Raw genomic sequence first — 19,274 nt, 5'->3', positions numbered from 1 at the left:
ACATGGCAAAATAAGTCTACTAGTTTATGCATAGCTGGTTCCTTTGCGATTGTTCTCTCTTGGTCGAAAGATCTGATCGCAGAACCAGCTTTTAGTTCCCTTCTTTTTTATCCCGAGTTCAGGTTAATTACATTCAACATACCGCTAATTCAGAATAGGCGGTTAAGCCCATTCAACGCCGCCACACGATAGGCTTCAGCCATAGTTGGGTAGTTGAAGGTAGTATTAACGAAATATTCGATAGTATTAGCTTCGCCTTTTTGCTCCATAATGGCTTGGCCGATGTGGATGATCTCAGCGGCACGCTCACCAAAGCAGTGAATACCTAAAATTTCTTTGGTTTCGCGGTGGAATAGAATTTTCAAACTTCCGATGTCTTTTCCTGCGATCTGCGCGCGAGCTAGGTGTTTAAAAGAAGAACGGCCTACTTCATATGGAATTTTGGCCGCGGTTAGCTCTTGTTCTGTTTTCCCAACAGAGCTAATTTCTGGAATGGTGTAAATACCGGTAGGAATATCATCAATGAGGTGCCCTTGCGCTTGCCCTTGAGTAATCGCTTGAGCAACAAAGCGCCCTTGATCATACGCAGCACTTGCTAAGCTTGGGTAGCCAATCACATCACCCACCGCATAAACATGTTCAACCGTTGTTTGGTAATTGCTATTAATGGCAAGCTGGCCCCGTGAATCGGCACTTAAACCGACGGCGGCCAGGTTTAATTTATCGGTATTACCAGTACGTCCATTAGCATAAAGCAGACAATCGGCTTTCATTTTTTTGCCAGACTGAAGGTGAATAATGACTCCGTCTTCGGTGCCTTCTACTTTCTCATACGTTTCATCATTGCGAATAACAACACCACTGTTCCAAAAGTGGTATGACAAAGCATCGGAGGTTTCGTTATCTAGAAATGACAATAGGCGATCACGGGTGTTAATTAGGTCGGTTTTGACACCTAATCCACGGAAAATCGAAGCGTATTCACAACCGATAACACCAGCACCGTAAATGATGATGTGGCGAGGGTCATGTTTAAGAGAAAGGATAGAATCGCTGTCATAAACGCGTTCATGGCTGAAATCAACATCTGTAGGTCGATAAGGGCGCGAACCAGTGGCGATGACAAATTTATCAGCCGTATAGTGTTCGACAGTGCCATCGCTTTGCGTGACTGAAACGGTATTACTCCCCGTAAATTTTGCTGTGCCGAAAATCAAGGTACATTCATTGCGATCATAGAAGCCTTGGCGCAAGCGAGTTTGTTTATCAATAACGGTTTTTGCGTGACCTAAAATGTCAGAAAAAGTGGCGTGTAAACTGGTGTTATTGGCACAAAATAGGGGATTGCTGTTAAATTCAATAATACGACTCACCGCGTGGCGTAAAGCTTTGGATGGGATTGTCCCCCAATGCGTACAGCCTCCACCGACACTGCTCTCTTTTTCGATAATGGCGACATTCAACCCGGCTTTGGTTAATCCCATTGCAGCCCCTTCACCGCCAGGGCCGCTGCCAATGACAATGACATCAAAGTGGTTCATGTTAGCCATATCTATTCCTTGTTGTATTTATTTAACATTGCTGTAGCGAGATTTTAACTGATCTTGGAGTGTGGTAAATGATGTTGCAGTGAGAGAGTGGAGAGGATCACGCGGATTATATAAAAACGTTATTTTATGGTGTGACTTTCGCTTATTTCTTTAGAAGTGGTTGAAAATTGTTCATGTTGCCGTTTAATTTGTCACTTCCTTCAAAGAGGTCAGTTTTGTGGCTTAGACAACACTCTTAATCACGTTATAGTATGCCTCAGAGATTAAAAGAGAACCGACTCATATGAAATCAATGGGAATCCGCGCATTACAAAAAGAAAAGACACGTCGTTCATTAATTGATGCGGCATTCAGTCAGCTTAGCGCTGATCGTAGTTTTTCGAACTTAAGTCTGCGAGAAGTCGCACGTGAAGCGGGTATTGCGCCAACCTCTTTTTATCGACACTTTAAAGATATGGATGAGTTAGGCTTAACCATGGTTGACGAAGGTGGATTGTTATTACGCCAATTAATGCGCCAAGCTCGTCAACGCATTGTCAAAGAAGGCAGTGTTATCCGTACTTCGGTAGAAACCTTTATGGAATTTATCGAAAGCAGCCCTAACGTTTTTCGCTTATTACTGCGTGAGCGTTCGGGAACCTCTTTTGAATTTCGTGCCGCGGTGGCACGAGAAATACAGCACTTTTCTGCTGAATTAACCGAGTATTTAATGACGACAGGCATGAGCCGAGAAGAGGCATTTACTCAAGCTGAATCATCGGTTACTTTGGTGTTTAGTTCTGGTGCTGAAGCATTAGATTTAGATCGACGTGAGCGAGATGAACTCGCTGAACGTTTGATCATGCAGTTGCGAATGCTAGCCAAAGGGGCGTATTGGTATCGCAAAGAACGTGAACGTAATCGACTAAAAGGCGGGATAGAGTAATGTCGAATGAAAACAGCATGACCAACCGTGGCTCAGAAAGAAAGACACTAGTACTGGCTGTTGTTGCTGGTATTTGTGGTGACGCTTTGTTGTCTTGGATAACAATGACTGACGTATCCTTTTCAATTTTCCCTGTGATTGCCTTAGTGCTTTCCGTACAGGCACTTTATCAAGAATACTTGCGAAATCCTGTTGCTGAAGATATTCCTTTGGTGGGGCTAGCGTGTTTCTTTGTCGGCGCATTTGGCCACTCTGCATTTATTAAAGCCCAGTATCCGGATGCAGGTTCAAATTTCTTCGCTATTTTAGTGTCGTTATCACTGCTGTTGTGGGTTGGGAAAAAATTAGGCTTCGTTGGTAAGCCACGAGTTGGATAGTATTTTAAAATGTTACGATAGAAATCAATAACGCTACACTAAAGAGCAATAGCTGAGTCGGCAGTGTTGACCGTTGTTACGAATTGGTCAGGATCTTTATGTGTTCCTTACCATGGGTGGTGATGCTCATTTCTGTCATTATGCTAGTGCTCTTTGTTTGGTTAGGAGGACTGATGGATAGCGTTGGCATCGATAGTTGCGATGTTACTATTCGATTGCAATGAAAATAACATTCATCGTGCTGGTATCCTCAGTCAGCCACACATATCTGGTGTACTTGGGTCGGTAAACCAATAGCTGAACAGTCTATCTCGGGTTAAGATAGCGGTATTATTTGTAGTAAGAGCAGGCCTATTTAAACTTACTAACCAATGACAAAAACTAACATTTCTTATTGGCAGTCCGCTTTTCCTACCTCTTTTTCGAGGGTCAATACTATGTTACGTAAACTATTCTCTATTATGGCGATTTTCGCAACCTTAACTTCCACTCAAGCGTTGGCTGATGACTACAACGATACCGTCGCTAACTTCAAGTCTGCACCAGAAACTGCACAGATGTTTTCTACTGCTCGTGCTTATGCGGTTTTTCCAACCATAGGTAAATAGGGCTATTGAAGCCGACTACGGTAGAAGATGGTCAGGGCTCGCGTATTCCCTATTCCCCTGCTGATGACGTTTATGAGCTTCTGAAAGGTGATGAGAGATTTCCATTGCAGCTAAATGAACTCTTCTATCGATTAAGTTATTTTACGAAGTCCAATATGCGTTGTTTCGGTTGCAGTCACGACTCACCTTAAAAAATACAACGCGAGCAATGCCTATGTCATTCACACACCAAAGGCATTACTCATGGCGAATAGAACCTACCTCCCAAGCATTACCCTTGATAGAACTTTTGAAGATTACCCGCTGTATTACAGCGACAAGGGGTTATACGAGTCAGCACTGACCTCGATGGTCGATGTCTTTGAACAGGCACTCAGTCAGTTTGAAACCGTTCTCGCTACACGTTTGGACTTATACCAGCCTAAAGACCATCAAGACACTGATCTCAGTACCCTTAAGGACTACTTTGAAATCCTAAAAGAGAACCTGAACATCGATTCGTTGTATTACGTGTGGCGTAAGCGAGCGGATAGCCGTTCGCACCATTATCAAGTGATGTTGTTTACTGATTATAAGCAGAATTTTGGTGATGCTATTTACATGGAGAAGCGTAACGAAATTGTGGGGCATCTGAAAACAGCTTGGGTACACGCTGTAAGAGCACTGACACTAACATAAAGAACAGTGTCTTTAAGCGGATGAGCAATCTTGCTGAAGCATGGAAAGAAGCGCGTTACTTCTTTGGCTCTAGTTCAGATTAGACCGACTGCATTTTTTTACAATAGCTGCTTATCCCATTGGTATATACACAGGAGACAATTCCCATGAGATTTCTACGACTAAAAGAAGTGATGTAACTAACAGGACTAGGCCGCTCCACTATCTACAAGTTCATGGCTGATGAAACCGACTTTCCTAAAGGTGTGCCACTCGGTGGGCGTGCCGTGGCTTGGGTAGAAAGTGAAATCGAGGAATGGATGGAGCAACGTCTAGCACTGCGAGACAACCAAGAATCCTTTCAGTAACACAAACATCAAATCACATCATCAAAGGGGCGCTGGCTAAGCAAAGTCATGTGCCCTTTTTGTAATTAGAGAGAGATAAAAAATGAGTTATTCAATTTACGTAGACGGCGCTGCACCAAACAACCAACACGGATGTACACGAGGTGGCATTGGGCTGGTTCATGAATGAAGACAATGAGATTGTTCATGAAGAGAGCTTTACTATCAATCGAAAAACCGACAATGCTGAGCTAGAACTACTGGCCTTAATTGAAGCATTAGAATACGCAGAAGATGGGGATGTTATCTATTCGGACAGCGATTATTGTGTGAAAGGTTTCAACATCTGGATGGATGATTGGAAAGACCGAGGTTGGTGTTGAGCGGATAAGAAACCGGTTAAAAACCGCCAGCTCTGGCAGCAAGTCGATGAATTACGTTCTAGAAAGTATGTTGAGGTACTTAAAGTCAAAGCGTATTCTGGTGTTAGAGGGAATGAAATAGCGGATTCGTTAGCAGTTGATGCAGCGAGAAGCGATATCGATTGATGTAACAATACGGCTTGTAGGGTTTAGATTTATACCTACAAGCCGCTATTGTCTGTTATTTGCGTTTTTCTAGATAACATATATCTGAAGGTGGATACGATAGGAGTGTGACAGGTGATAGCGTGTAGTAGTTATTTCTAACAAACTGTTTCCTTGAAGTTTATTACGAAGGGGATAATGTTTATGCTTTCTTGGACTCTAGCTGACACCAAAGAATAAAAGGGTGCTAGAAATCCTAGCACCCAGGTAAACACGCTATAGGGGGAGTTTACCAAATTACGTAGAAGTTAAAGTTTCCCTTCACTGCCACACATATGAATCTTATCCATCACGACTTGTTTCATCGCTGCTTTACCTGGAGTGATATATTTCCGCGGATCATTCGCATCCGGATGCTCAGCAAAATGCTGCTTAACAGCATTTGAGAAGGCGATTTTCAGTTCAGTTGCAACGTTGACTTTGCACACACCTAAGTCAATACAGCGGCGAACCATCTCATCAGGCACACCTGAAGCACCATGTAGAACAAGCGGAATATCAACCACTGAACGGATCTTGTCCAGACGGTCAAAATCAAGTTTTGGTTCTGCTTTGTACAGGCCGTGGGCTGTCCCAATTGCCACTGCTAATGAGTCAATCCCAGTACGAAGCACAAACTCTGCTGCCGATGCAGGATCTGTCATTAGCGCATCGGCACTATCGACGATCAGGTCATCTTCTTGTCCCCCCAAACGACCCAGCTCAGCTTCAACACTCGCGTCAAAGCGGTTGCAGTATTGAACTACGGAACGTACGATTTCTATGTTTTGGTCGAAGGCATGATGAGAGCCATCGATCATCACAGAGCGAATGCCGTGATCCACCTTAGTGCGGATATCCTGCAGATCTTCATGGTGATCAAGGTGCAAAACGAGTGGGATTGAGTGTTTATGCGCAGCTTCTTTACAGATACTAATTAGATAATCGGTACCTGCATAATCGTAAGTGCCAGGTGTGCCAGCAAGGATCACGGGAGAGCCCATCTCTGATGCTGTCTCGACGATAACCTGTACTGTTTCTAAGTTATGGATATTGAATGCAGGAACTGCATAGCCACCGAGTTGAGCACGTTTTAGCATTTCACGAGAAGATATTAGATACATAAAGCCTCCTGACTTGGTACGGGTTTAGTTTCGAATACAAGACGTCCGTTAACCCAAGTTTTTGTAATTGAGAAATCTGATTGAATTGCCACCATAGAAGCGCGTTTACCCATTTCTAAAGTGCCTAATTGATGTTGTAAGCCTAATGATTCAGCTGGGGTCAAAGACGCCATCAGCCACGCTTGCTCAAGTGGAATGTTGAGCCAGCGCTGAATGTTTTGTACTGCCGTTAGCAAGGTCAGTGTGCTACCAGCTAGACTGCCAGAATCTGTTGTGACGACCCCATCTCGCATTTGCACTTGGTATTCGCCAAGGGTGTACTCACCATCTGGCATGCCCGCTGCACACATCGCATCGGTAATTAATGTCATGCGAGTGCCACAGCAACGGTGAGCGACGTCGATAGCCGCAGGGTGAACATGATGGCCGTCGGCGATCATCTCTACATAACTGTTAGGATTAAGAAGTCCGGCACCAACCACGCCCGGATCGCGGTGATGCAAACCACGCATACCGTTGTAGCAATGGACGATGCCACATGCCCCTGCATCGAGAGCCTTCTGAACTTGATCGTAACTGGCATCAGTGTGTCCAAGCATCACTCGCACGCCTTGTTCATTGAGGTAGCGGATAGCCTTCAAAGCCCCTGTCTTTTCGGGAGCCAGAGCGACCTTAAGTAACTGGTTATCGCTATAAGAAATCCAGTCATCAAGCTCTTCAACTGATAAATCTCGAAACCATGCTGTAGGGTGTGCGCCACGATTTTTCTCTGTAAAATATGGCCCTTCTAAATACGCCCCAAGAAGCTCAGCACCGTCAACGCCCTGCCGCTTACTTTTCGCAACTTGTTTTAGCGCACATCGAATCTTTGCCACTGGCGCTGTCACGGTTGTAGCAACAAAGGCTGTAACGCCAAGACTTGCAAAGTAACGTGACATAGTATTTAGACTATCATGGTTGGCATCCATGACGTCGCAGCCTTGTGCCCCGTGGACATGACTGTCAATCATGCCAGGAAGCAAACTCACTGCGCCCAAATCTATAAAACCTTCATGCTGCCGAGGTTCAAATGGCTCGATAGCAACAATAACTCCATCACCATTGACGGTAATTAAGGCATCGGTAAGCCAGTTATCACCATGTAATATGCGCTGAGCACGATAGCTCCGCTTCACATTAGTGTGTTGTTCAGATTCCATCTTCTTCTACCGTACCCGCGATTAGCGTTTTTTGTTCCATTTCCGCCGCCAATGAAGTGATTCCACGATAGCCACATTCAACCGCTTGCTGACGAAACTCAACCAGACTTAGCTCATCACGTTCCAGCAGCATTTCCGCTGCCATCTGCATATTGGTGCCTGTAACAACTTCAATGTCATCTCGCTCTTGACTTAGAAGTGATGCGGTACGAAAAGGCGTACCACCTAATAAATCAGTCAGAAAAACAATACCTTCGCCAGAATCGACCTCTTCAATCGCCTCACGCATTGCTTGTTCAAGTTGTGGTGTAGTGGCCTCTTCTGGAAAGTCGATAAACTTGAACTGAGGTTGCTCTCCAATAACTTGAAACACCGCTTTTGCTAAACCTGAAGCGAAGCCACCGTGACCAGATAAAATTACTGCAATCATTTTTATGTTCCTTAGTGGGGCTGAACGCTCAGCCCCGTTTATCTTTTGTTAACAATGCCTTACAAGAAGCCCATAAAGCGTCCAGCAACTCCGAGTAACACAGTCAAACCGATTAACTTCAGAGGGCTCCAGCCGCGCTTAACTAATGCGTACATGGTCAAGGTGTAAACCAGTGGTAAGAATGCTGGCATCAACTTGTCGATAACGTCGCCCTGCAACTTAACCACAGCATCACCCGCTGTGATTTCTGCAGTTGTAGACAAACGAACGTATGTTGCAACTAAAGCACCGATAACCGTCATCCCGACCATTGATGCGGCATGCCCTACCTTTTTGGTGTTTGCTTTAATAACTGGAATGGCGGCGACCCCCATTCGGTACGCATAATGTGCCAAGCCAAAACGAAGACCAAAGTGCACCACGTTAAACAGTACGATGAAGAACACTGCGCCCATGATCGAGCCTTGCAGCGCAAGGTCAGCACCGATACCACCACAGATAGGAAGAAGGGTTAGCCAGAACATCGCATCACCGATACCACCCATGGGTGCACCAACCGCAATCTTGGTACTTTGGATACTGTTGATGTTCTGTTTTGAACGTTCCATCGCCAGTACGATACCCATAACGAATGTCACCAAGAATGGGTGGGTATTGAAGAAGCCCATGTGACCTTGCATTGCCTTAGATAGGTCCGCTTTATTGGTGTGAATCTTTTTCAGTGCAGGGAGTAAGCCATACAGCCAGCCCGAAGCCTGCATACGTTCGTAGTTGAAAGATGCTTGGAGCAGTAGTGAGCGCCATGCCATGCGGTTAATGTCCGCTTTGGTTAGCTCTGTGCCAATTTCCTTGTTTTCATATTCATCTTGAGCCACGCCTGGAGCGGGTTGCACATCAGCGTTTTGGCTACGGAGGTCGAGTTCGTTGCTTACATTAGATTCCATCTTCAAAGTCCTCAGCTGGTGCAGTTACAGGTGTTGGTTCGGTTTTGCGCATAAAGTCGATGATTGCCATAGCCGTTGCAGCAGCAGCAATAGCTAATATTGGAAGTTCTATCCAAGCTGCGGCTACAAAACCAAGAATGAAGTACGGGATGTAGGCATTTTTCATCATGATCTTCATCAGAACAGCAAAACCGATGGCAGGCATGATGCCACCCGCGACACCTAAACCGTCGATAAGATCTTTCGGTAGGATTTCAACCATCTTTCCTGCGTGTTCAGCTCCAAGGTAGACTGGTAAGAATGCGCATAAGAAGTAGAAAGTACCCAGTACAGCTAATGCAATGTAGTTAACGCGTTCAATACCATCAGTATCTGCATTCTGAGCGTACTCATCACACTTAGACATGACCGCTGACATTGCCGAGAAGAGTAGAGTGATACCCATTTGCACAGCGACTGCAAAAGGTACCGCGACACCAACCGCGACATTAGGTTCAACTTTTGTGGTGATAGCGAAAGCCGTACCGACGATGGTACCGATGATGACGTTTGGTGGCTGAGCGCCTGCAAGCGGTGCAAGACCCATCCAAATCAGTTCTAGCGTACCACCGACTAAGATACCTGTTTGCAAGTCGCCTAAAATTAGACCAACAAGCGGCCCAAGTACTACAGGGCGGTGGAAGTGAGTGAGACCGTTGAATAAATCTAGGCCAGCAAAGAAGGCTAAGATGCCGAGCATCAATGCCTGTAAGAGTCCTATTTCCATGGTTGGTGTCCTTATTATTAGATAAGAGTAAAGAGGTCTGTGGCACTTTCAGTGGGTACACCTTGCATGGTGCATTTCACTCCTAGTGCTTTTAGTTTTTCAAATTCCGCCACGTCTTCAGTTCCGACTGAAACCGTTTTGGCAATTTGTTTTTTCCCTTCTACGTAGTGCATGTTCCCTACGTTGATATTGCTAATGGGTACGCCACCTTCGACCAATTGGCGGAAGTCTTTTGGTGTGCGGCATACAAGAAGAATTCGTTGACGATCAGACGCTTTATGGATGGTGTCGATCGTCTTCTGCACTGACCAGAAACGGATAGCGATCCCATCGGCTAACACCATTTCCATCAGGTTTTGTTGAATACTGTCTTCAGCAACCTCGTCATTCACGACAACAATGATGTTGGCATCGGCAAAACCTACCCACTGCACTCCCACTTGGCCGTGAACAAGGCGCTCATCAATACGACTTAAAACGATATTTGGCATGGTCTAATGTCCTTATAGAAATCTTTACTGATTGAATGGGTAGATGGTGACGCCTTGCACCACACGGTTTACTTCTCCAGTTGGGCAAGGGTTATCGGGCCCTAAGCCAAGCTGAAGTGATTTTTCACATGCCAACATCTGGCAGAAGAGAATAAATGGGAAGCAGAGCCACTGATCGCCCAAGCCTAGTCGCCCAAGTTCAAAGACATCTTCTTCGTTAAGAGCAATTTCTGAGATTGCAACGTGGCTAAGCGCCTGTTTATCGCGACGAATTTCGTTGAACAGATCCATGTCGTATTGGCGCGTATACGCCTGACTGGACAGCAGTTGGATAACGATTGCTTTTTCGTTAATCGTAAATTTTGGACCATGGCGAAAACCAAGTGAGGAATCGAATGTCGTCATTACTTTACCCGCACTTAGCTCTAGTGATTTCAGTGAAGCTTCTCGGGCTAATCCAGCAAAACCACCACTGCCCAGAACGATCAAACGCTCATAAGGAAGATCAGCAAGCGCTTTAATGGTGGGTTGCCACTGATGTAGCTTGTGCTCACACAATGTGGCTGTCGCTTCAATTTGTTCGTTCCACTGGCTTGGGGACTGACCGCCTAATAACGTTAGCGTTGCCATAAGCATGCAAGTAAAACTTGAAGTCATAGCGAAGCTTTTATCGTTTGAACCCTCAGGCATCAGCATGCAGTAAGCATTGTCAGCCGTTTGGGCATAGCGAGAAAGTTCACCTTCTCCATTACAGGTTAAAAACAGGTGATGACAGTCAGTAACCAACTGATCGACCAGTGCTACCGCTGCAACACTTTCAGGACTGTTGCCAGAGCGAGCATAAGAAACCAACAAAGTCGGGCGCGATGGGTCAAGATACTGCTGGGGATTTGAAACCAAATCGGTGGTTGGAATCGACACCACTTGGAAGCCCAGTCCTTGCTGAATAAATGGGGCTGCCGCATCACCAACAAAGGCAGAGGTCCCTGCTCCTGTCAAAATTATTCTCAAATCAGAGCGTTGCAGCAGTGGAGTAAGAAATGCACTCACTGCTTCATACTGCTGCTCTAATATTGCAGACAGTGCACGCCATAAACGAGGTTGATGGCTAATTTCCTGAGCAGTGTGAACACCATTGTGTTGCTCTAACCATGGAACTTCATAGCCTAGAAATGAACTCATTTTATAGTCTCCTTGCTAGCCACGATGTTTGCATAACAGGCTTCGGAATAGACTTGCGTCACTTCCATAATCTTGTGCATAACAATCTCTGCGGGCTGATTTTGAATTTGATTTTGAGAAATGGCCTTAGCCTGATTTGGCAGATATTGGCTAAGGATTGTCACTGGCAAAGGATGGACAGTTAGGTTGTCAAACAAAGCCTGCTGCGCCGCTTTCACTTCTGGATGAGTCCAGTAGTAACGAATGCGATCACTTAAGCTATAACTGCAATCAAGGTATTGTTGATGCCCTTTGCTTGAGTAGTGTGAACGCCAGTAATTTGGTTGCTCGTGCATTACCTGTTCGATGGTGTCGCGTAGGTGCGAAGAATGATGGGTTCCAAGCCACTCTTTTTCTGCTCGTTCAAGACCATAGAAGGCCTCACGTAGAGCAAATGTCAAAGCAGGACCAACCTTTAAAATGGCGAAATGGTCGCGCACAAGTTGGTGGTATGCCGGTGGGTTCTGGTAATCGGTAGAGTGAGCTTCAAAAACAAGGTGTGGCTGAGTGTCTATCATCTTGCTCAGCAACTGAGCCTCATCACTCTGATAGTGGTGTACCATATGGTGGTCAAACTCAACACCTGGCTGAACAACCAAACCAATCACACGTGGCCATACATAACCAAGCCCTACATCACTGAATGCCTGATGGTGAGCATCTAGTGTTGCTAACGCCTGTTCTGGCTTAGTCACTTCAATACACTCATCCTGCAACGATTCAAGAGCGCCGCCCGGAGTAGGTACTTCCGTTCCGACAACATATAGAGGGGCTTCACCACCTACGCTTTTCCAAGCCTTTTCCGCAACCAAACATAGTTGTGCGGCTCGCGATGCCATCACCTCTTCACTCAGAGGCAATGAATCGTCAGCACACGGCATAGAACAGTCGAGATGAATCTTCTTAAAACCAGCACAAACGTAGTCATGGATCATTTGCGCTGAATATTCCATCGCTTGGCTTGCAGACAAGTTTTGCCAACAATTTGGACCAAGGTGATCACCACCCAGCACCACTTTCTCAATAGGGAAATCGAGACGCTCAGCTAACGCGAGAACATGGTTTGAAAAATCCTGCGGTGTCATTCCCGTATAGCCACCAAACTGATTGACCTGATTTGAGGTAGCTTCTATCAACACCAGTTGTTGATCCTGTGCAGCTTGCTTAATCGCAGCCTCAAGAACTAGCGGATGCGCCGAGCAAACAGAGTAAATGCCCGTTGCTTGACCTTGCTTATGCTGTTCGATTAGAGAAAGTAACGCTTTCATTTTTATTCCTAGTTAACGGTTTGGTCGGCAATAATCACGTCAACACCCATTTCAAGAAGGGCGCGATGTGTTGCATGGGGAATATTGCTATCAGTTACCAACACATCGATTTGGTGAGCTGCACGGATCATGCAAAAGCTTTTTCGACCAAATTTACTTGAGTCAGTAACCGCGATGACTTGGCGAGCAACTTCACACATGGCTCGGTTGACTTGCGCTTCTTGAGTATCAGGAGTCGTCACACCGGCTTGCAGATCGAATCCATCCACGCCAAGAAACAGTTTGTCAAAAAGGTAAGAGCGAATTTGCTGTTCCCCATGATTTCCCGTTAGTGAACATGATGCGCGGCGCAGGCTGCCACCAACCACATGGAGGTCGATATTCTCTAGCTTGCTAAGTTGATAAGCGGTATTGAGTGCATTGGTCATAACAACGAGCTGCTGCTTGTTAGTTAAATACTGAGGCATGAGACCGATAGTGGTACCTGAGTCTAAGATCACCACCTCACCATCATTGATGAGCTCGGCTGCGGCTTGCGCGATGGACTGCTTGGCACTGCGATTGAGTTGATCTTTGCGATAAAGAGGCTGATCAAATGCAAAGTTTGGATTGAGAGTAGCGCCACCATAACAACGGAACACACAGCCTTCTTTCTCGAGCAAGTTCAGGTCATGGCGAATCGTTACCGCAGAAACATTGTACTGTTCTGCAAACACGTCCACTTTCCCGGAACCATGGCTGCATATATATGCCAATATTTGCTGTCTTCGTTCTGCACTGGTCATCTACCAATTCCTCTTTCGTTACATTTCATTTTCTGCATGAAATGTTTCGATTTCCTTTTGATTGGTATTAAAGCAGGACGGGTTGAGGAAAAGTGAAAGCTGGATCACAGTCAGTTTTCTTTCGGTTTGGACTCAAAAAACCTTTCACTTGGCAAAAAGTGAAAGGCTGGACTTTCACTTTTTGTCTAAATTTGTACTTTGTAAGTACCATAAAAGCTGACTTTTACTATTTTAAAACTGAAAGAATGAATGAATCCGCCACAATTGATTAGGTTTCGAAATACAACCTGTTTGAGATCACAAACTGGAACATCAGTGAATTTTTATAGCGTAATAACAGCTAAATCAACCGGAGCTTGGCTGGTTCAAAAAATCACGTTATAAGCACTAAAATAGATTTATAAAGGAATACTAAGGAGTGAGATTATGCGACGATTCGAACATCAACACCCAATGCTGTAAGGTGGTCGACATAGCTTTGATGGATACCGCTATCAGTGATTAATATGTTCAGTTGTTCTGGACGAGCAATCAGACAAAAGCTTTGACGGTCAAACTTCGACGAATCTGTTACCGCAATGACGGTTTGAGCAGCCTCTAACATTTTCCGGTTAATATCAGCCTCACCTTGATGAGGTGTCGTAATTCCTGCCGATTTATCAAACCCATCAACTCCCAAGAACACCTTATTGAACCGATAGCCAGTGACTAAGTCTTCTCCACCGATACCATGAACTGAGTAGGAATTTTTACGCATCGTGCCACCAGTCACCATAACAGTGACATTAGTTTTATTGGCAAGGTGATAGGCGATATTGATACCGTTGGTCATGACAACAAGGTCATGCTTAGCGTCAAGATGGTAAGCAATCTGCTCGGTCGTCGAGCCTGAGTCAAGAATGACTTTATCGCCATCAGCAATAAGAGATGCAGCGTATTTCCCGAGCTTAGCTTTGATACTACTGTTGAGCTGCTTCTTATCATTCAATGGACGCTCAAAAGCAAACTGATTATTTAGCAGCGCACCCCCATAACATCTTTTTACACAGCCTTGTTTCTCAAGATAATTGAGATCATTGCGAATCGTAACCTCTGAAACATTATAAAGTTCAGAAAAATGGTTAACTTCGCCTTTTTGGTGATTTTGAATGTAGTGAAGGATCTCTTCGCGTCTTTGGGTTGTGGTGGTCATAGGGAAATACTCCGACAAGTAAACATTTTACTCTAACTAATTTCTGCAGAGGGCCGAAACAAGTGCTTTAATTCATGGTGTAACGCAGTGTCTCTCTAAGATAGGTAATTAGACTCTTCGTTTGTCTCAATGCATTCATCTTTAACTCAATCCCAACCAAAGTAGTTTTCGTATTCAGGGTATTGAATAATGGTTCCTCACGTCTCGCCATTCTCTGAAATCCTTAAGACATCGTCAATCTCGACACCGAGGTGTTCAATCTTGCTTCCGATCTTAACATTGAAGAGCGAATCTAGTGAGCGAAGGAAATGCAGTGCAGTTTATTAAGCTCACCAACCTTTCTGTAAATAAGGTGGTGTTTTACTGCGCTTTGATTGAAAACTAGTCCTCAGTAGGTGAATTTGGCGATGATGATTGACATAACTTTGTTCATCGACAATCACGCTTGTACTTGAGTAAGCTGAAGTGATAGCTGACGGTTGGTATGAGTAATGACGAGGATACTATGTGAATCTTGCTTTTTTGAATATTTATGCAATCTAACAATGGGGAGAGCCAGCGTTACGTTTAAATAAATATTATGCTACCGGTTTTGTATGATGGTTTAACTCCGATTGATAAATGTCCAGAAACGTGTTACTGCTCACCAAGCGATTCTGTCGTACTACTAAATCAAAATTGTTAGATTATGTATGAGTCCGCACATTTAAAAAGAGGATGCCACTGGCATCCTCTTTTTTTGCTTATGTGTATGTCTAAATGACAATGTGATTCTTAACCAGATCGGTGACTTTTTCCAGTGCATCTTTGCGCTCTTCCAAATAGTCATACCGGTCATAGATACCTTCGACACCTTTCAACTTATGATTTAAACAGCGCTCCGCGATATGGCTAGGCACCTTGACTGAAGCGAGTAGGCTACGACAGGTGCGGCGTAGATCGTGAACCGCAAAGTGCTTGATATCGCCCATTTTATTTGGTGGTTGTACCTTACGACCGGGCTCTCGACCAAATAGCTTTGAAATAGCCCTGTTCAGTGTGTCTTTGCCCATGTGAGGTACTTTGCTTTCCCTTCTGTTTGGGAAGACGTACTCCGAGCGACAAGCTCGCTGATGTAGTTCTTTAAACCATTTAATGCACAGCTCCGGAAGCGGAATCGTGAAACCTGTGCCAGATTTGCTTCGCTCCGCTGGTAGGTGCCATAAAGCATTATCTAAATCGAACTCAGTCCACTTTGCTTCTGTTAGCTCTGATTTACGAACGCCAAGACAAAGAAGCAGAGCACAAGCTAGGTAGTTGTCTCGATTGAAGCTATAAATGTTTTGGTTGAAGACGGAAAAAACATGTTTAATCTCTTCCAGTTCTAAGACCCGATCTCGACTTTCTTCAATGCCACCAGCATCATAGTTAGAAAATGCTAGTGCAGGGTTAGACTCAATAACACCAATCTTCATACCGTGTTTAAAAAGCTGCTTACAATACATTAGCGTGTCGTTAGCCGTGGTGGGACGGCCACTGTCAGCGACTATTTGGATGATATTACGGATATCTAAAGGTGTGACACGTTTCAACGTGTATTGACCAATTTGTGGAGAGATCTCTTTCTGATAGATACGCTTAGGTATATTGGGATGCTTGAGCCTTTTGGATAGCTCCTTGTACCAGTCTTCGAAGAGGTCATCGATTATTTGTATATCGGCTTGCTTACTCCGTTTTCTTTCTGCAATTGGGTTAATCCCTTCGCTTATTTGCTTTCGAAGCTCAGATGCTTTCAACCTTGCATCTGCAAGAGAAAGTTCATCGACCTTGCCAATAGTCACCTCCTTTCTTTTCTTAAAAAGGGTGTACCTTAGCATCCAGTATGGTCGACCTATTCTAGGAATCATTAGATAGAAACCATCACCATCGGCATGACGACCCGTTTTTTGATCTTTTACTATCGCCTTAACTTGGTTGACGGTGAGATTCCCCATCTCTATCTCCTTGAATTTATAGCTCTAGTCGAAGTTATCATTACATCACCCTCCAGAAGTGGGGAGTATGTTGTGATATTTATACTACGGTGGGGAGTAAATAGCAAAGTTCTACCCACGATACTCCCCGTTTGCTCATGGCTGTTGATGAATTTTATGGATGTATATGGATGGTAAAAATAGAAAGGCCCTTATAAACAAGGGCCTTATGGAAGTGTGTGGAGTAGAGGGGAATCTATTCTATATTTTGGATCTGCTCACGCATTTGTTCAATTAGAACTTTAAGTTCGACACCGGAGGCAGTGATGTCGGTGCTGATTGACTTTGATGCTAGTGTGTTTGATTCACGGTTGAACTCTTGCATCATAAAGTCGAGTTTACGGCCACATGCGCCACCTTTTTTCATCACATTACGTGCTTCTTTAACGTGAGAATCTAAGCGGTCTAGCTCTTCAGCAACATCAGATTTTTGCGCAAGTAGAATAAGCTCTTGCTCAACGCGCGTGGCATCAAGCTCAATTTTCGCTTCTTCAAACTTGGTAAATAGACGCTCACGTTGCCATTGTAGGATTTCTGGCATGCGCGCGCGTACTTTTACCACTTCATCGCTGATCGCATCAAGGCGTTGTTCAATCAAGGCTTTCATGTTGTCGCCTTCACGGCCACGAGCATCAATAAACTCAGCCACCGCTTCATCAAAAGCCGCTAATAATTCTTTATTAATGGTGTCCATATCTTGTTCTGGCGTTTCCATTACCCCCGGCCACTGCATGATTTGGAACGGGTTAATACGGCTTAATTCACCAGTTAGATGCATGACCTGATTGGCCGCTTTGATTACTTGGTTGGCTAGCGCTTCGTTAATATTCAACTCACTTTTAGCTGCTGGGTTGGCTTCATAACGTAAGTGACATTCCACTTTACCGCGCGCTAAACGTTTACGAAAACGCTCGCGTAGCACAGGCTCAAGACCACGAAATTGTTCCGGTAGGCGGAAGTAGGTTTCAAGATAACGTTGGTTTACCGAGCGAATTTCCCATACCGCAGTGCCCCAGTCACCTTTAACTTCTTTGCGCGCGTACGCGGTCATACTGTAAATCATTGATTTGTCCTTTGCTGACGAAGATGAAATATCAAACGGTAGATATGTTAGCACTAGCTGCTCTTAGGTACTAGGTTCACGACGGACGCTAATCTAGCACCATGACGTGTAATCCTATATAATCTTGCCCCAATCGATTCCGTCTCACCCGATAAAAGGTAGATGCACTATGCGTCCAAACGACCGCGCTGCAGATCAAGTTCGCCCAATTAAAATTACTCGCAACTATACCGCTTATGCTGAAGGTTCAGTATTGGTTGAGTTCGGCAATACCAAAGTGTTGTGTAATGCCACTGTTGAAGAAGGGGTTCCTCGCTGGCTAAAAGGTCAGGGTAAAGGTTGGGTTACGGCTGAATACGGCATGTTGCCACGTGCAACACATTCACGTACTCGTCGTGAAGCCGCGAATGGTAAGCAAGGTGGACGTACTATGGAAATCCAACGTCTTATTGCTCGTAGCCTACGTGCTGTGGTTGATTTGGAAGCCATGCCTGAAGTGATGATCACCGTAGACTGTGACGTTATCCAAGCCGATGGCGGTACGCGCACCGCTTCAATCACTGGCGCAAGTGTGGCAATGGCTGACGCTTTTGCTCATTTGGTAGCAAAAGGTAAATTGAAGAAGAACCCAATGAAAGGTCATGTTGCTGCTGTATCGGTTGGTATCTTGGGTGAAAACATCTTATGTGATTTGGAGTACGTGGAAGATTCAGCCGCTGATACCGACATGAATGTGGTGATGACAGAAAACGGTAAGATGATCGAAATTCAAGGTACCGCAGAAGGCGAACCTTTTAGCCACGAAGAGCTGATGGACTTACTCGCCGTTGCCAAGAAAGGCATTGCCGATATTGTTGAGGCGCAGAAAGCGGCTCTGGCAGAATAGTTTATAGCTCCCAATTTGGGGGCTATTTTTTTATCTTCGTCGTATTCGCGCCTTCCGCGTTGTTAACTGCGCTTACTCACCCGAATCACTTACTATACGTAAGCTCACGGGTTTCGTAAGCTTGTTGCCTAGCGGAAAGCACGACTACTTAGAAGATACCTAGAAGAGTTTAAATTAATTAAGTTTTATTGAATAAACGTAGAGGAAGAACATGAAAGCGTACCAGCGTGAATTTATTGAATTTGCACTAGAGAAAGAAGTGTTGAAGTTTGGCGAGTTTACTTTGAAGTCAGGTCGTAAAAGCCCTTATTTCTTTAACGCTGGCTTGTTTAATACTGGGCGTGATTTGGCGCGTTTAGGGCGTTTTTACGCCGCCGCGTTGGTTGACTCTGCTATTGAGTTTGATGTGCTATTTGGCCCTGCGTACAAAGGGATCCCAATTGCGACCACTACCGCAGTGGCGTTAGCTGATCATCATGATGTTGATACGCCATATTGTTTTAACCGTAAAGAAGCGAAAGATCACGGTGAAGGCGGTAACTTAGTGGGTAGCGCATTAGAAGGGCGTATTATGCTGGTGGATGATGTGATCACTGCTGGTACTGCTATTCGTGAGTCAATGGAAATCATTCAAACTAACGGTGCCGATCTTGCTGGTGTCTTGGTGGCTATTGACCGCCAAGAAAAAGGCAAAGGTGAGCTTTCTGCCATTCAAGAAGTAGAGCGTGATTTTGGTTGCGCGATTATATCGATTGTAAGTTTGACGGATCTTGTGACTTACCTTGAAGAGAAAGGTACGGATGCCGCGCACCTTGATGCAGTAAAAGCGTATCGTGCGCAGTACGGAATTTAAGTATTAACTT

The 19,274-nt window shown here is 44.8% G+C and carries 19 protein-coding genes and 3 pseudogenes; 9 read left to right on the top strand and 13 right to left on the bottom strand.

Annotation, left to right across the window (positions count from 1 at the left end; translation table 11 throughout):
* Window positions 1–149: 149 nt before the first annotated feature.
* The gene (gene sthA, locus AACW06_RS14280; RefSeq protein WP_192075579.1) at window positions 150–1,550 is read right to left on the bottom strand and encodes a Si-specific NAD(P)(+) transhydrogenase; all 1,401 of its coding nucleotides are present in this window, start codon (window positions 1,548–1,550) and stop codon (window positions 150–152) included.
* 283 nt (window positions 1,551–1,833) lie between these two features.
* Here sthA and fabR point away from each other — a divergent pair, with 283 nt between their 5' ends.
* From fabR to AACW06_RS14245, 7 genes and pseudogenes are all read left to right on the top strand, one after another.
* Window positions 1,834–2,475 (top strand): HTH-type transcriptional repressor FabR, encoded by a 642-nt coding sequence (gene fabR / locus AACW06_RS14275; RefSeq protein WP_053311443.1) that lies wholly within the window; start codon window positions 1,834–1,836, stop codon window positions 2,473–2,475.
* On the top strand, window positions 2,475–2,852 hold the full coding sequence (locus AACW06_RS14270) for a YijD family membrane protein (RefSeq protein ID WP_192075578.1): 378 nt from the start codon (window positions 2,475–2,477) through the stop codon (window positions 2,850–2,852). The genes fabR and AACW06_RS14270 overlap by 1 nt, the downstream gene beginning before the upstream one ends.
* Before the next feature lie 437 nt (window positions 2,853–3,289).
* Window positions 3,290–3,460 carry a hypothetical protein gene (locus AACW06_RS14265; protein ID WP_192075577.1) on the top strand — a complete coding sequence of 57 codons (171 nt, stop codon included), beginning with the start codon at window positions 3,290–3,292 and terminating at the stop codon, window positions 3,458–3,460.
* A gap of 5 nt (window positions 3,461–3,465) precedes the next feature.
* A complete protein-coding gene (locus AACW06_RS14260) occupies window positions 3,466–3,651 on the top strand; it encodes a YagK/YfjJ domain-containing protein (protein WP_238336717.1) in 186 nt (61 codons plus the stop codon).
* Between the two features lie 52 nt (window positions 3,652–3,703).
* A pseudogene (locus AACW06_RS14255) lies at window positions 3,704–4,221 on the top strand (YagK/YfjJ domain-containing protein).
* A gap of 63 nt (window positions 4,222–4,284) precedes the next feature.
* Window positions 4,285–4,485 (top strand): annotated as a pseudogene (locus tag AACW06_RS14250) (AlpA family transcriptional regulator).
* Window positions 4,486–4,567: 82 nt separating this feature from the next.
* Window positions 4,568–5,012 (top strand): annotated as a pseudogene (locus tag AACW06_RS14245) (RNase H family protein).
* Between the two features lie 287 nt (window positions 5,013–5,299).
* On the opposite strand, the gene AACW06_RS14240 reads toward AACW06_RS14245, so the two are convergent.
* From AACW06_RS14240 to AACW06_RS14185, 12 genes are all read right to left on the bottom strand, one after another.
* Window positions 5,300–6,154 (bottom strand): tagatose bisphosphate family class II aldolase, encoded by an 855-nt coding sequence (locus tag AACW06_RS14240; protein ID WP_192075576.1) that lies wholly within the window; start codon window positions 6,152–6,154, stop codon window positions 5,300–5,302.
* Window positions 6,145–7,353 carry an N-acetylglucosamine-6-phosphate deacetylase gene (gene nagA / locus AACW06_RS14235; protein ID WP_192075575.1) on the bottom strand — a complete coding sequence of 403 codons (1,209 nt, stop codon included), beginning with the start codon at window positions 7,351–7,353 and terminating at the stop codon, window positions 6,145–6,147. Before nagA ends, AACW06_RS14240 begins: the two co-directional genes overlap by 10 nt.
* Entirely contained in the window at window positions 7,343–7,783 is a 441-nt protein-coding gene (gene agaF / locus AACW06_RS14230; RefSeq protein ID WP_192075574.1) for a PTS galactosamine/N-acetylgalactosamine transporter subunit IIA, read from the bottom strand. The genes nagA and agaF overlap by 11 nt, the downstream gene beginning before the upstream one ends.
* Window positions 7,784–7,842: 59 nt before the next feature.
* Window positions 7,843–8,727, bottom strand: a complete 885-nt coding sequence (gene agaE / locus AACW06_RS14225) for a PTS N-acetylgalactosamine transporter subunit IID (RefSeq protein ID WP_192075573.1) — start codon at window positions 8,725–8,727, stop codon at window positions 7,843–7,845.
* Complete coding sequence (agaW, locus tag AACW06_RS14220; RefSeq protein ID WP_192075572.1) at window positions 8,717–9,493, bottom strand: PTS N-acetylgalactosamine transporter subunit IIC; 777 nt, start codon at window positions 9,491–9,493, stop codon at window positions 8,717–8,719. Before agaW ends, agaE begins: the two co-directional genes overlap by 11 nt.
* Window positions 9,494–9,510: 17 nt before the next feature.
* Window positions 9,511–9,984, bottom strand: coding sequence for a PTS N-acetylgalactosamine transporter subunit IIB (gene agaV, locus AACW06_RS14215; RefSeq protein ID WP_170901422.1), 474 nt, complete (start codon window positions 9,982–9,984; stop codon window positions 9,511–9,513).
* A 24-nt stretch (window positions 9,985–10,008) separates the two neighbouring features.
* Window positions 10,009–11,166, bottom strand: a complete 1,158-nt coding sequence (locus AACW06_RS14210) for an SIS domain-containing protein (RefSeq protein ID WP_192075571.1) — start codon at window positions 11,164–11,166, stop codon at window positions 10,009–10,011.
* Window positions 11,163–12,473 (bottom strand): D-tagatose-bisphosphate aldolase, class II, non-catalytic subunit, encoded by a 1,311-nt coding sequence (locus tag AACW06_RS14205; protein ID WP_170901424.1) that lies wholly within the window; start codon window positions 12,471–12,473, stop codon window positions 11,163–11,165. Before AACW06_RS14205 ends, AACW06_RS14210 begins: the two co-directional genes overlap by 4 nt.
* Window positions 12,474–12,481: 8 nt before the next feature.
* Entirely contained in the window at window positions 12,482–13,258 is a 777-nt protein-coding gene (gene agaR, locus AACW06_RS14200) for a transcriptional repressor AgaR (RefSeq protein ID WP_192075570.1), read from the bottom strand.
* A 424-nt stretch (window positions 13,259–13,682) separates the two neighbouring features.
* Window positions 13,683–14,450: a transcriptional repressor AgaR gene (agaR, locus tag AACW06_RS14195; protein ID WP_192075569.1), complete on the bottom strand. Its 768-nt coding sequence runs from the start codon at window positions 14,448–14,450 to the stop codon at window positions 13,683–13,685.
* A 755-nt stretch (window positions 14,451–15,205) separates the two neighbouring features.
* Complete coding sequence (locus AACW06_RS14190) at window positions 15,206–16,423, bottom strand: tyrosine-type recombinase/integrase (RefSeq protein WP_192075568.1); 1,218 nt, start codon at window positions 16,421–16,423, stop codon at window positions 15,206–15,208.
* 235 nt (window positions 16,424–16,658) lie between these two features.
* Window positions 16,659–17,525 (bottom strand): YicC/YloC family endoribonuclease, encoded by an 867-nt coding sequence (locus tag AACW06_RS14185; protein ID WP_053309719.1) that lies wholly within the window; start codon window positions 17,523–17,525, stop codon window positions 16,659–16,661.
* A gap of 169 nt (window positions 17,526–17,694) precedes the next feature.
* Between AACW06_RS14185 and rph the strand changes: the two genes are divergently transcribed.
* Both rph and pyrE read left to right on the top strand, forming a co-directional pair.
* Window positions 17,695–18,411: a ribonuclease PH gene (gene rph, locus AACW06_RS14180; protein ID WP_053309718.1), complete on the top strand. Its 717-nt coding sequence runs from the start codon at window positions 17,695–17,697 to the stop codon at window positions 18,409–18,411.
* A gap of 211 nt (window positions 18,412–18,622) precedes the next feature.
* Window positions 18,623–19,264 carry an orotate phosphoribosyltransferase gene (gene pyrE / locus AACW06_RS14175; protein WP_192075567.1) on the top strand — a complete coding sequence of 214 codons (642 nt, stop codon included), beginning with the start codon at window positions 18,623–18,625 and terminating at the stop codon, window positions 19,262–19,264.
* Window positions 19,265–19,274: the final 10 nt, after the last annotated feature.

The sequence above is a fragment of the Vibrio sp. S12_S33 genome (assembly GCF_963889785.1).
GTDB classification, from domain to species: domain Bacteria; phylum Pseudomonadota; class Gammaproteobacteria; order Enterobacterales; family Vibrionaceae; genus Vibrio; species Vibrio aestuarianus.
The sequence above is the reverse complement of the archived record's forward strand: the minus strand, read 5'-3'. Positions and strand labels throughout refer to the sequence as shown.

What these genes read in the sequence shown, in the direction of transcription:
- agaV (WP_170901422.1), bottom strand. Translation starts at nt 9,984, where the DNA reads ATGCCAAATATCGTTTTAAGTCGTATTGATGAGCGCCTTGTTCACGGC.
- nagA (WP_192075575.1), bottom strand. Translation starts at nt 7,353, where the DNA reads ATGGAATCTGAACAACACACTAATGTGAAGCGGAGCTATCGTGCTCAG.
- agaE (WP_192075573.1), bottom strand. Translation starts at nt 8,727, where the DNA reads ATGGAATCTAATGTAAGCAACGAACTCGACCTCCGTAGCCAAAACGCT.
- AACW06_RS14185 (WP_053309719.1), bottom strand. Translation starts at nt 17,525, where the DNA reads ATGATTTACAGTATGACCGCGTACGCGCGCAAAGAAGTTAAAGGTGAC.
- AACW06_RS14265 (WP_192075577.1), top strand. Translation starts at nt 3,290, where the DNA reads ATGTTACGTAAACTATTCTCTATTATGGCGATTTTCGCAACCTTAACT.
- agaF (WP_192075574.1), bottom strand. Translation starts at nt 7,783, where the DNA reads ATGATTGCAGTAATTTTATCTGGTCACGGTGGCTTCGCTTCAGGTTTA.
- fabR (WP_053311443.1), top strand. Translation starts at nt 1,834, where the DNA reads ATGAAATCAATGGGAATCCGCGCATTACAAAAAGAAAAGACACGTCGT.
- pyrE (WP_192075567.1), top strand. Translation starts at nt 18,623, where the DNA reads ATGAAAGCGTACCAGCGTGAATTTATTGAATTTGCACTAGAGAAAGAA.
- agaR (WP_192075569.1), bottom strand. Translation starts at nt 14,450, where the DNA reads ATGACCACCACAACCCAAAGACGCGAAGAGATCCTTCACTACATTCAA.
- agaW (WP_192075572.1), bottom strand. Translation starts at nt 9,493, where the DNA reads ATGGAAATAGGACTCTTACAGGCATTGATGCTCGGCATCTTAGCCTTC.
- AACW06_RS14190 (WP_192075568.1), bottom strand. Translation starts at nt 16,423, where the DNA reads ATGGGGAATCTCACCGTCAACCAAGTTAAGGCGATAGTAAAAGATCAA.
- AACW06_RS14210 (WP_192075571.1), bottom strand. Translation starts at nt 11,166, where the DNA reads ATGAGTTCATTTCTAGGCTATGAAGTTCCATGGTTAGAGCAACACAAT.
- AACW06_RS14240 (WP_192075576.1), bottom strand. Translation starts at nt 6,154, where the DNA reads ATGTATCTAATATCTTCTCGTGAAATGCTAAAACGTGCTCAACTCGGT.
- sthA (WP_192075579.1), bottom strand. Translation starts at nt 1,550, where the DNA reads ATGGCTAACATGAACCACTTTGATGTCATTGTCATTGGCAGCGGCCCT.
- AACW06_RS14205 (WP_170901424.1), bottom strand. Translation starts at nt 12,473, where the DNA reads ATGAAAGCGTTACTTTCTCTAATCGAACAGCATAAGCAAGGTCAAGCA.
- agaR (WP_192075570.1), bottom strand. Translation starts at nt 13,258, where the DNA reads ATGACCAGTGCAGAACGAAGACAGCAAATATTGGCATATATATGCAGC.
- AACW06_RS14270 (WP_192075578.1), top strand. Translation starts at nt 2,475, where the DNA reads ATGTCGAATGAAAACAGCATGACCAACCGTGGCTCAGAAAGAAAGACA.
- rph (WP_053309718.1), top strand. Translation starts at nt 17,695, where the DNA reads ATGCGTCCAAACGACCGCGCTGCAGATCAAGTTCGCCCAATTAAAATT.